Origin of the sequence: Nostoc parmelioides FACHB-3921 (assembly GCF_014696625.1) — a bacterium.
GTDB lineage: Bacteria > Cyanobacteriota > Cyanobacteriia > Cyanobacteriales > Nostocaceae > Trichormus > Trichormus parmelioides.
In genome coordinates this window covers 1-11868 of sequence record NZ_JACJQL010000006.1, presented here as the reverse complement: position 1 = coordinate 11868, position 11868 = coordinate 1, and the positions used below count along the sequence as shown (strand labels likewise).

Annotated in this window: 11 protein-coding genes and 1 tRNA gene; 6 read left to right on the top strand and 6 right to left on the bottom strand. The window is 40.5% G+C overall.

Annotated elements, in window-relative coordinates:
- Window positions 1-163 precede the first annotated feature (163 nt).
- The 3 genes from H6G14_RS06285 to H6G14_RS06275 all read right to left on the bottom strand — a co-directional run bounded on the left by H6G14_RS06285 (window position 164) and on the right by H6G14_RS06275 (window position 3901).
- Window positions 164-1246 (bottom strand): M4 family metallopeptidase, encoded by a 1083-nt coding sequence (locus tag H6G14_RS06285; protein WP_190566252.1) that lies wholly within the window; start codon window positions 1244-1246, stop codon window positions 164-166.
- A gap of 608 nt (window positions 1247-1854) precedes the next feature.
- Window positions 1855-2310 carry an EVE domain-containing protein gene (locus H6G14_RS06280; RefSeq protein ID WP_190566251.1) on the bottom strand — a complete coding sequence of 152 codons (456 nt, stop codon included), beginning with the start codon at window positions 2308-2310 and terminating at the stop codon, window positions 1855-1857.
- Between the two features lie 382 nt (window positions 2311-2692).
- Window positions 2693-3901: a 4-hydroxy-3-methylbut-2-enyl diphosphate reductase gene (locus H6G14_RS06275; protein WP_190566250.1), complete on the bottom strand. Its 1209-nt coding sequence runs from the start codon at window positions 3899-3901 to the stop codon at window positions 2693-2695.
- 251 nt (window positions 3902-4152) lie between these two features.
- Here H6G14_RS06275 and H6G14_RS06270 point away from each other — a divergent pair, with 251 nt between their 5' ends.
- A complete protein-coding gene (locus H6G14_RS06270) occupies window positions 4153-5121 on the top strand; it encodes a sodium-dependent bicarbonate transport family permease (protein ID WP_010995160.1) in 969 nt (322 codons plus the stop codon).
- Window positions 5122-5125: 4 nt separating this feature from the next.
- Window positions 5126-5437 carry a P-II family nitrogen regulator gene (locus tag H6G14_RS06265; protein WP_011319696.1) on the top strand — a complete coding sequence of 104 codons (312 nt, stop codon included), beginning with the start codon at window positions 5126-5128 and terminating at the stop codon, window positions 5435-5437.
- A 30-nt stretch (window positions 5438-5467) separates the two neighbouring features.
- Here the strand turns inward: H6G14_RS06265 and nagA are convergent, their stop codons facing one another.
- Window positions 5468-6667 carry an N-acetylglucosamine-6-phosphate deacetylase gene (gene nagA / locus H6G14_RS06260; protein ID WP_190566249.1) on the bottom strand — a complete coding sequence of 400 codons (1200 nt, stop codon included), beginning with the start codon at window positions 6665-6667 and terminating at the stop codon, window positions 5468-5470.
- A gap of 123 nt (window positions 6668-6790) precedes the next feature.
- Between nagA and purE the strand changes: the two genes are divergently transcribed.
- On the top strand, window positions 6791-7318 hold the full coding sequence (gene purE / locus H6G14_RS06255; RefSeq protein ID WP_190566248.1) for a 5-(carboxyamino)imidazole ribonucleotide mutase: 528 nt from the start codon (window positions 6791-6793) through the stop codon (window positions 7316-7318).
- 58 nt (window positions 7319-7376) lie between these two features.
- Here purE and H6G14_RS06250 read toward each other — a convergent pair whose 3' ends face one another.
- Window positions 7377-7847, bottom strand: a complete 471-nt coding sequence (locus H6G14_RS06250) for a GNAT family N-acetyltransferase (protein ID WP_190566247.1) — start codon at window positions 7845-7847, stop codon at window positions 7377-7379.
- Between the two features lie 74 nt (window positions 7848-7921).
- Entirely contained in the window at window positions 7922-9103 is a 1182-nt protein-coding gene (locus H6G14_RS06245; protein ID WP_190566246.1) for an RtcB family protein, read from the bottom strand.
- 623 nt (window positions 9104-9726) lie between these two features.
- On the opposite strand from H6G14_RS06245, the gene H6G14_RS06240 reads away from it, so the two are divergent.
- The 3 genes from H6G14_RS06240 (at window position 9727) to H6G14_RS06230 (ending at window position 11493) form a co-directional block, all read left to right on the top strand.
- On the top strand, window positions 9727-10626 hold the full coding sequence (locus tag H6G14_RS06240) for a class I SAM-dependent methyltransferase (protein WP_190566245.1): 900 nt from the start codon (window positions 9727-9729) through the stop codon (window positions 10624-10626).
- Window positions 10623-11351, top strand: coding sequence for an HAD family hydrolase (locus H6G14_RS06235; protein ID WP_190566244.1), 729 nt, complete (start codon window positions 10623-10625; stop codon window positions 11349-11351). The genes H6G14_RS06240 and H6G14_RS06235 overlap by 4 nt, the downstream gene beginning before the upstream one ends.
- A gap of 69 nt (window positions 11352-11420) precedes the next feature.
- A tRNA-Ala gene (locus H6G14_RS06230) sits at window positions 11421-11493 on the top strand.
- Window positions 11494-11868 lie beyond the last annotated feature (375 nt).

Here is an 11868-nt window from a genome sequence, read left to right as displayed (position 1 = left end):
AACAAAAATGAGTCATTCACTCCGGCATAATTACTGGGCAAATATGGGGAGCAGGAAAAGAGTTCTTATTCTTATCCCTCCATCGATGAACATTCATAATTCATAATTGAGACGCTGAATTACGAATTACCTTGGCGTTAGTTTCGTTACAAGTTATTACGAATTAACTCAAAACCCCCACCTGTTTCCAAGCATTCTGTACAGCTTTATGTTCTAGACTACCGTCGCCATAGAGTTCGCTAGCAACTTGGATCGTAACATCAGCAGCCTTTGTAAAATCAGCTTTAGCACGCAGGCGATCGCGCAAGGCAACATACCAGATTTTACCGGCTTTTTCCCAAGCATAGCCACCAATCTCTACTGCTGCTAGATAAAAAGCACGATTGGGAATCCCTGAATTGATATGTACCCCGCCATTATCCGCCCAGCCTGTATATTGGTCTTTGACATGACCTGGTTGGGGGTCTTGACCTAGAACGGGGTCATTATAGGCTGTTCCCGGCTCTTTCATGGAACGAACACCAACACCTTTGACTTTGGGCATTAATAAAGCATCACCAATCAGCCAATCAGCTTCTTCAGCTTTCTGATTTTTTACCCTTTGTTTGACCAAAGCACCAAAAACGTCAGAAAAAGATTCATTCAAAGCCCCTGGCTCGCCGTAATATATCAGTCCCGCCTCGTATTGAGTTATACCATGAGTTAGTTCATGGGCAATAACATCAATTGACTTGGTAAAGCGATCAAATAATTCACCATCACCATCGCCATAAACCATCTGATCGCCATTCCAAAAAGCGTTTTCATATTTAACACCAAAATGGATTGTAGAATCTAGACGTAGTCCTTTATCGTCAATAGAATTACGTTCAAATATTTCGTAGAACAGGTCATAAGTAGCTCCAGCTCCATCATAAGCTTCATTTACTGCCACATCGCTGCTAGGGGGATCACCTTCAACACGTACTATTTTTCCTGGTAATTGTTCACTGTTTTGAGCATCGTAAATAGTACGACGTTTTTCACCAGGAGAAGGAGAGAAAAAGACGTTACCAATGATGTTTCTTCGTCCACGCAATTGGGCTGAAACATTTAATGTTTGAAAAGCCCAATTTCTTTGTAGTGGTGTGCCATTCAGGGCAACGTTTTCTAATATATGTGGTGGAATGACACAACAAATAGGACATCTAGTATTAACTGTATGATTACATTTCAACCTAGATGATTTATTTTTATTTCTAGCCATCTAATCTATTCTCCTGAAGGAATTCAGCATTAAATAAGGAGAGGAAATAAGGTAGATGGCAATTCCCTGGTTAATAGTTTGATGAACCGTTTCTAATCTTTATTTTCCAATATCTTGCTAAAAAGTAAACAGTAGTTCTAAAGAGCGATCGCAGATACAATATTATGTGTAAATACATATGTTTTTAGTTTCTTAATAGTTGATCAACTCAGAAATAAAGCATATTATGTATTCACACCAGATATTTTTTAGGCATAGCAAAGCTTAGAGTTAATCCGCCATCGAAATAAGGCATGATTTACCATGCAAGAATGATATAGCTGTTGACGGTTGACTGTTGATTGTTGACAGATTTAGTAAAAATTAAGTATATGTACTTGATAATATAGCAATCCGATTTGATTTCTGAATCACTCGTAGAAGTAAGGGACTGGGGACTGGTGAGTCAGCGACGGGTACGTAGGGGGTTTCCCCCATAAGCGACTGACGAACCCCGAAGGGGGGACTGGGGATTGGGAAGAAAGCAATAAATGTGTACTGAGTTTTATTCAAAAATCAAATATGAGTCCTATAACCATAGTTCGTTAATATCAGTAGTCACTAGTAATTTAGGTATTTTTCATTGCTAAAATCTTCTGTGATACTGAGTCGGAAACAGGCATAACCGATAATCTATTTCCTTGTTTTACAACCATTAACTCCTCTGAACTAAACTTCTCTTTTAGAATTGTTAATGAGATGGAATCAGAAAATTTTTCTACAAATTCTACTAATACTGTTTGCCAACGTGGTGTTTCTGGAGTTGATTTTGGGTCGTAGTATTCACTGCTGGAGTCAAACTGAGTAGGGTCGGCAATATCTGTTTTTACCACACGCATTAACCCAACAATACCAGGAGGATTCGTATTAGAATGATAGAAAAAAACTAAGTCTCCTGGTTGCATTTGTCGCATAAAATTGCGAGCTTGATAATTACGTACACCATCCCAAATAGTCTGATTATCTTTTTGTAGATGAGTAATGCCATAAACGTCTGGCTCTGATTTCATTAACCAATAATTCATCGAGTTAATATTTTTAGAATAAATTGTATATATAGCTGTTGACGGTTGACGGTTGTCTGTTGACAGAATCGAAAGCCTTTTATTGTCAGGATTTTGTCTTAACTTGATGTCTTAATCTATCTGGCTAAGGTTATATCAGAAATAACAGTAGAATAAGCAATAAATATCAAAGTATAGATATGCGGTAAAGTGCAACTCTCAACTTTATTGTGCAGTGGTGTGAGTTGTTATCTGAATATTTTGTCTTAGCGATATTTTTTGTAGGCAGGCAAAATGCAAGGGTTCAAAGAAGGGTGTAAATGTTGAAAACCTTTACACCCCCGTACCCTTACACCCAGTCTCAACAGACAACCTGGGTATGTAAGCCATACCTTATTAAGGTCTAAACTACTGCTGTTGTTGCTTTCAACGCAAAAATTTTCTCAATCACATCTTCCACTACTTTATCTGGTGTAGAAGCTCCCGAAGTAACACCCACAACAATTTTTCCTGCGGGTAACCAGTTTTCTGTTGTTACTAATTCTCCGTTTAATTGCCGATGTTCAATGGAATTTACCGATTTAATTCGCTCCACCACATCGATGTGATAAGAAGGCAGTCCACGTTCTTGAGATATTTGTTGCAATTGGGTGGTATTAGATGAATTAAAACCGCCAATGACAATCATTAAATCTAAATTTTCTTGTACTAATTCCAGCATTGCATCTTGACGTTCTTGGGTAGCGTCACAGATGGTATTAAAACTTTGAAAATGTTGATTTAATTCAACAGGCCCATACTTTTGTAACATGGTATGCTCAAACAGTTTACCAATTTGCTCAGTTTCGCCTTTGAGCATGGTTGTTTGGTTAGCAATACCGACTCGTTCTAAATCTTTATCAGGATCAAAGCCTGCGGAACAAGCTTTGGCAAATTTTTGTAAAAATTCTTCTCGATTGCCACCATGAAGAATGTAGTCAGCGACATATTGAGCTTCTTTTAAATTTAAGACGATTAAATATTTGCCAGCAAAAGAACTAGTAGCAATAGTCTCTTCGTGCTTGTATTTGCCGTGAATAATTGAGGTGTGGTCGCCTTTTTTGTGCTTTTCTACCGTATTCCAAACTTTTGACACCCAAGGGCAAGTAGTATCAACAATTTTGCAACCTTTCTCACTGAGTAGCTGCATCTCTTGAACACTAGCGCCAAAAGCAGGGAGGATGACCACATCATTATTGCCTACAACAGAAAAGTCTTTGTTACCAGCCTCAACAGGGATAAATCCTACCTGCATCTCCTGCATTCGTTGATTTACAGAGGGATTGTGAATAATTTCATTGGTAATCCAAATACGTTCTGTGGGGAAATGCTTGCGAGTTTCGTAAGCCATAGCTACAGCACGTTCCACACCCCAGCAAAAACCAAAAGCTTGGGCTAGCCGGATAGTAACATCGCCTCTTTGCAGAGTGTAATTGCGATCGCGTATTTCTTGAATTAAGCTACTCTGATACTCAGACTGCAATTGGGTAGCTACTTCCGCCTGATGACCGAAACCCTTACGGTTGTAATTTTCAGAATGTTGTAGTGTACGCTTAAAAGTTTTTGTATCCATTGTTGTTGTATTTTTTAATATCTTCTCTTTCTGATTCTCTCGCGCCAAGAGGCCTTTTAGTTGACCAGATCCTGAGGTTAACCATAAAAAATTATAAAAGAAGGCAGGAAGAAGGAACTCAACTCCTGAGATATGTGACACCTAATTGACATCAGGTGACGATACACGCTACATCATGAGTCAAACATGAAAATTTCAAAGATGAAAAATTTCTTGAATTACCGACTTCATCAGTATGTGGAGGGGGGAAAATGGATGTCAGCTTGATCATGTCAAACATCCTGAATCCGCCAGTACTCTTTTTCTTTCTGGGAATGCTTGCTGTTTTTGTCAAGTCGGATCTGGAAATTCCTGCGCCTATACCTAAAGCCTTATCGCTTTATTTGCTATTCGCCATAGGTTTTAAAGGAGGAGTAGAACTAATTAAAAGTGGGGTGACTCAGGAAGTGGTCTTCACGCTTCTGGCGGCGATGTTAATGGCCTGCTTTGTTCCCATTTACACGTTCTTTATTTTAAAACTAAAACTGGATACTTACGATGCGGCGGCGATCGCAGCCACTTACGGCTCGATTAGTGCTGTTACCTTCATCACCGCCAGCACTTTTTTAAGTGAGTTGGGGATTGCTTTTGATGGTTACATGGTCGCAGCCCTTGCCCTGATGGAATCTCCAGCCATTATTGTTGGTCTGATCTTGGTCAATCTCTTCACCGTTGATGAAAAGCGAGAATTTGCCTGGTCAGAGGTTTTACAAGAAGCATTTTTGAATAGTTCCGTCTTTTTGTTAGTCGGTAGCCTCTTCATTGGCTTCTTAACAGGAGAACATGGTTGGCAAGTTTTAGAACCCTTTACACAAGGGCTATTTTACGGCGCTCTCACCTTCTTTCTCTTAGATATGGGATTAGTGGCAGCCAGAAGAATTAAAGACTTGCAAAAAACAGGATTTTTCCTGATTTTATTTGCCATACTAATTCCAATACTCAATGCAGGCATTGGCTTACTAATTGCCAAATTCATTGGTATGCCGGCGGGCGATTCCCTATTATTTGCTGTGTTGTCCGCTAGTGCTTCTTACATCGCCGTTCCAGCAGCTATGCGGTTAACTGTCCCAGAAGCCAACCCCAGTCTGTATGTTTCTACCGCTTTGGCCGTGACATTTCCGTTCAATATTATTGTGGGAATCCCATTATACCAATACGGAATTAACCTATTTTGGAGGTAATAATATGCAGCTAGTGAAAAAGATAGAAATTATTGCTAATGCCTTTGAATTGAGCAAAATCTTAGAAAGTTTAGACAAATCTGGAGTGTATGGTCATGCCGTCATCCGGAATGTTGCGGGTAAGGGATTACGGGGAACGACAGAAGATTTAGATATGACAATGCTCGATAACGTTTATATTATTGCGTTTTGTCAGCCAGAGTATATCAAACCAGTAGCAGAAAATATCAAACCCCTGCTCAATAAATTTGGCGGTACTTGTTATATCTCCGATGTGATGGAAATTCGCTCTGTAAAATGCGTTGCCTCTTTATAAAAGCAATTCGCCATCAATATTGGCTTTCCTTTAGCTGAACAATCGCTGCCATGTAAGTTTTTTTCCATGACTATCCCAATGCCAGCGTAATAAATTCCCAGGTTGACCCGGTATCATTCCTGACAAACCAATCGCCTTTCTTGGGGCATCAGTAGCAAGTACCAGGGCAGTTTCCACATCGCAAATTTCCCAATTCACTAAGTTTTCCACCCCTACCAATAAAGGTAAGGTTGTGCCTGATAATGTGCCATCTGGTAGCCGTGCAGTACCTCCTTGAACTTCTATTTGCCGACTGTCCCAAGGATACACTCCATCTGGTAGCCCCAAAGGCGCGAGGGCATCACTAACGAGAAATAACCCTGGAGTGGTACGGAGAAGGATTTGCAATATGATGGGCGAAACGTGCTGACCATCGGCAATAAAACCACACATGACATGAGGATTGGTCATAGCTGCCCCTAAGAGTCCGGGTTCGCGGTGATGTAAGGGAGGCATGGCATTGAAGGCATGAGTTACCATTGTTGCACCCAATGCAAAAGCATTTTGGGCTTGGTTAGCCGTTGCCTGAGAATGTCCTAAACTAACCGTGATTCCTAAAGAACGTAAATATGGGATGACTTCTCCCGTAGGATCTAACTCTGGCGCTAAGGTGATGACTTTAACAATATGGGCGTAATCTCCCAAAACCCGTTGGACTTCTTCTATTGTCAGAGGTAATAAATACTCGGCTGGGTGAGCGCCCCGCTTTTGATAGTTTAAGAAGGGGCCTTCTAGATGTACGCCTAAAATCTGGGAACCAGGTTGTGTGGTAGAGATAAAATCAGCAATAACAGCAAGCGATCGCTGAATATTTTCCACTGAAGTTGTTACTAGTGTGGGTAAAAATCCATCTACTCCCACATTCCATAAAAATTGGCAAATTTTCTCTAATAAATAGGCATTCTCAGCCGCCAAATCAGGAAACGCCAAGCCCAAAGCACCGTTAATTTGCAAATCAACGCCACCCAAAGTAATCCAATCTCCAGCCACATCTATAATTTGTAAATCTGGTGACCCAACTCTGTTAAATCCAGCCCTCATCGGCAATATTTGTTCAATTATGCCCGCTTGATTCACCACAAGCATCTGCAAATCTTGGTAGCCAGGAACTCTAGCATTAATAATATTTGTAGGTTTGTGTATGGTAGTCGGTAATTGGTAATCGGTAATTGTTAATTTGTAATTGCTCATAAGTTACCCCCCTTTCGTTTCCCCTATCCCCTCATTCGTTGAATAGTAACTCTATGTGAGATGATAATTGCACCCACAGCTTTATTGTGGGTAAAAATTTTGAATTTTGAATTTTGAATTATTATGGCTCCCTTAGTTGGCATTATTATGGGTAGCGATTCAGATTTGCCCACGATGAAAGAGGCGATCGCTATTTGTGAGGAATTTGGGGTAGAAAATGAAGTGGCGATCGTTTCTGCCCATCGCACCCCAGAACGGATGGTGGAATATGCCCAAACCGCCCACTATCGGGGTATTAAGGTGATTATTGCTGGTGCTGGTGGTGCAGCCCATCTTCCTGGCATGGTAGCATCTTTAACTCCTCTACCAGTAATTGGTGTGCCAGTTGCTACACGAAACTTACAAGGTGTGGATTCTTTATATTCAATTGTACAGATGCCTGGGGGTATTCCTGTGGCTACGGTGGCGATCGGTAACGCCAAAAATGCTGGACTATTGGCTGTGCAAATCCTCGCTACTCAACAGCCAGAATTATTAACTAAAGTCCAATTATACCGTCAAAACCTATCTGAATCAGTAATGACCAAGCAAGCAAAGTTAGAACAACTAGGTTACAAGCAGTATTTGGAACAGGAAATGTCTGAAAAATAGATAAACCATGTTTTTGATAAAGCAATGCCCAAAAAATGAGCATTCAATAACCAGTTAATCAGCTATGGATTAAAAACTTCTCCATTGCGAAATTTACAAAATATTCTCCTCTACGTTCCACCTGCTGTTCTCTGATAATTGAGAACCCCATATGCAGGAAAAACGACTTAGCAGTAATGCTGGCTTCGGTGTACAAGCGACTAATTCCTAATTCATCAGCTTTAGTCTCAATTGCCGAATAAATTTTCCTACCCACACCCATTCCTAGATAATTTTTATGGCAGTAGAAGCAGTCTATATGTCCGTTTAACTCTAACTCGCCAAAACCTGCAATCACTCCTTGGTCATCAGCAACGTAAGTAAATCGTTCTGAACAAATTTTTGCCCAGTCCCTAAAATGAATATTATCTGGGGCCCATGCTCTCACTTGATTATTCGAGTAGTCCCTGATATTAACTTCACGTACTGTTTGGTGGAACAAAAGTGCTATCTGTTCCGTATCTTGTAGATGAAATAATCGTATTTTCATCAGCTTCGCAAAGCCTCCACCCAACCTACAATTTTTTGCTGATAAATTTTTATTTTGAATTAATTTATTCCCCCTCAGCCTTTCACACAAACAACTTGCTTGAGTGTAGCGACAACTTCAACTAAGTCTGCTTGATTTTCCATCACTTGATCAATGGGTTTATAAGCACCAGGAATTTCATCTAAAACACCAGTATCTTTACGGCATTCTACGCCCTTGGTTTGCTCAATCAAATCATCAAGCGTATAAACATTTTTGGCTTTACTTCTCGACAATAAACGACCAGCACCGTGAGAGCAAGAACAAAAACTATGGGCGTTACCTTTACCTTTAACAATGAAAGATTTTGCTCCCATTGAACCAGGAATAATGCCATAATCTTCTGTTTGGGCGCGGACTGCACCTTTACGAGTTACATATACATCTTCATCAAAATGTACTTCTTTTTCAGCATAGTTATGATGACAATTTACCTGTAACAAAGGTTTAGTTAATTTGCCACCAGCAAGATGTTTTTCAACGATGCGTTTAAAACGCGCCATCATCACATCACGGTTAACACGGGCATAATCTTGCGCCCATTGTAAATCGTTCCAGTATGCTTTAAATTCTGGTGTACCAGCGATAAAATAAGCCAAATCAGGATCAGGTAAATGATTACCTGCTAGTTTTGCTAATTCTTTTGCTGTACTAATATGACATTGAGCCAGTTGATTGCCGATATTCCGTGAACCAGAGTGCAGCATTAACCAAACTTGGTTTTCTGTGTCCAAACAAACTTCTAAGAAGTGATTCCCACCACCTAAAGAACCCATTTGTCTCATGGCTTTAGTTTGTAGGTCTTGGACACCAGAATGTAAGTCTGAAAAATCGCGCCAACGTTGCCAGTTAGCCACAGATTTTTCTACTTCTTTATTTTCATTAAAACCTGTGGGAATAGCGGCTTCGATATCTAGGCGAATTTTCTTGAGTTTCCCTTCTAACTGTTCACCTGTAAATGGTGTTTTAATTGCACTCATACCGCAACCAATATCTACACCCACCGCCGCAGGAATGATTGCTTCTTTAGTCGCAATTACAGAACCAACTAAAGCACCTTTTCCTAAATGAACATCGGGCATTAATGCTACGTGTTTAAATACAAATGGTAGGGATGCCACGTTTTTTGCCATCTTGGTTTCTTCTGAACCTAGTTCATGATTCGCCCAAGATAATACAGGTGCTTGTGTTTTAATTTCTAACTTTTCGTAGGGCATATTTTTAATTGATAATTTGTTATAGGAAGGAAAATTAAAAATTAGGATATATTACATTTTTTTATTTGTAAAATACATATATTACATTTGTAATATAATTGGATTTGAGTGTCAAGGGATGTTTGGTAAAAAAGCACAATTTTTCTGTTATTCAAAGTTTGCTTCCCTAAATGGACGTGAGTTTGGTGACCTCTCCCCAAACCCCTCTCCGACGCGGAGAGGGGCTTAAATAGCCTAAAAGTAAAAATAAAATTTTTGTAAGGGAGCCAGTGCGTTGCGGAGGTTCCCTCCGTTGTAGCAACTGGCGTTGTGTTAGGAGCTTATTTTCAATATAATTTGCCACAGAATGACTATCTCAGCGCCTAACACACCATCCAGGCGACGGTGCGTTACGGCTAGATTTCATTGTCTCTTTGTCCCAAATTCTTTCATAGCCGTAACACACCCTACTTAAGATTTGCTCTTGTATGCAACGTCTCTACAGTTTCAGGGGAGAAGTACCTTGCGGGTACTCCTACGGAGAACTCGTAGAGTAGCAAGCTATGGAGAGGGGTTTCAAAAATAAGTTTCACATCGCTTACAGTAGAATTTGAAAGAATAATGACCGAGCCTAACTCAACTTTATGGCAACACGTCCAAAGACAATTTGGGAAAGCTTCTTATCGCCTGTAGTCCGGTTTTTGATCGATGAAGATAAGTGGCGGCGTTATGCTCAAAGTATCGATTGGGAAAAAGAAAGCGATCGCTTCCGTAGAACAGATGTGATAATTCCCTCATACTACACCAACCATAATTTTCACGGCATTGAGGGGGGATATCTCAATTCTAGTGCAGCCGTCACCTACGATCCAATTACGGAATACGTCCTACCACCAAATGAAACGCTGGTACGTCAAGCCTTAATTGATGGGGTAAAAGTCCAACCACGACGCATACTTGATTTAGGTTGTGGTACGGGTTCCACCACATTAATGTTAAAGCAGGCTTTCCCCCAAGCAGATGTGATCGGCTTGGATTTATCACCTTATATGCTGGTGAGGGCGGAGGATAAAACTAGAACTTCCGGTTTAGATATTAATTGGCGACATGGGAACGCCGAGAAAACTAGCTTTCCCGATACTTCCTTTGATTTAGTGACGGCTGCTTTGTTATTCCATGAGACACCCGTTGAAGTATCCCAGGCAATATTACAAGAATGTTTCCGGCTGTTGGTAACGGGTGGACAAGTTATAATTCTCGACGGAAATCAAAAAAGCTTACGTCAGTTAAATTGGCTGAATGATATTTTTGAGGAGCCTTACATCCGTGAGTATGCAGCTGACAATCTAGATGCGCGGATGGGTGCGGCTGGGTTTGCAGGAGTGCGGACAGAAGATTTATGGCTGATACATCAGGTAACTAGCGGTATCAAACCCATTTTAGGAACGGATACTAACCAAGCAAAAGACAGACAATATATGCCAGCAATAGATAATAATAATTTGGAGGGTCTAGAATCTCCAGCTTTTGGCATAGTGGCATGAGTTTAAAGGCAATTCTGTTTGATTTCAATGGCGTAATCATCAATGATGAGCGCATCCACCTACAATTGATCGATGAAATTCTCATTCAAGAAAATCTCCAACCCCAAAAAGTGCAAGAGCGTCAAGCTTCCTTAGGAAGGAGCGATCGCGCTTGTTTTCAAGAATTGCTAGCAAATCGTGGTAGAGTCGTCAGCGACGATTCTTTAACTCAGTTACTCAACAGTAAAGCTCAAGCTTACGTGCTGGAAGTGGAAAAATTAGAAAAACTCCCCATATATCCAGGTGTAGAAGACTTGATATATCAAGCGCGTTCCCGTAATCTTCATTTAGGCATTGTGAGCGGTGCGGTTCGTCAAGAAATAGAACTAGTACTCAACCGCGCTAAACTAGCCGAGTATTTCACAGTTATCGTTGCAGGGGACGACATCACCACCAGCAAACCCAAACCAGATGGTTATTTACTAGCAGTGGAACGCCTAAATCAAGAATATCCCGAATTAAACCTCTTACCCCAAGAATGTTTGGCAATTGAAGATACCCCAGCCGGAATTGCAGCCGCTAAACGAGCGCAAATGCAGGTAGTAGGCGTAGCCAATACATACCCCTTCCATATGTTGCAACGCTGCTGCAACTGGACTGTCGATTACCTGAGTGACTTGGAACTAGAGCGAGTCCAAAAAATATTTTCTGGCGGAGAATTTCAGGCTATTGTAAGTGAGTGTTAAAATGTTGTCTATTAGCATGACGTTGATTAAGTAAGCATAGCTTTATCAACTTACCATTCAGCTATCTAAGGGGAATTAGCTCAGTTGGTAGAGCGCTGCGATCGCACCGCAGAGGCCAGGGATTCGAGTTCCCTATTCTCCATTTGTACAATTGTCGATTGCCAAATTACTTGTCCGCGTTGACAAATTAATGTCCATATTGTCAAACTGCTGTCTGCGATGCCAAATTAATTGTCTTTTAACTTTTTATCAAGTTACTATACATAGCTAATTCTGTGTACGATCGCAGCGCTCCTTTCAACCCACCTTAATTTTATAACTGTAACAGTGTTTTAATGTATTAGACTTTCAAACAGAACAATGCTAACTTTCAACCCGCCTCAAGTTGTGATGAGTATTAAAACTAGGACTTACGCATTGACAAAAAATTTCATTCATGTGTACTAAGCAACACAAGTATGGGTAAGATTTTCTACAATGTAATCACGCAAAACTAAAGTGAATAAGTTCCTTTGCA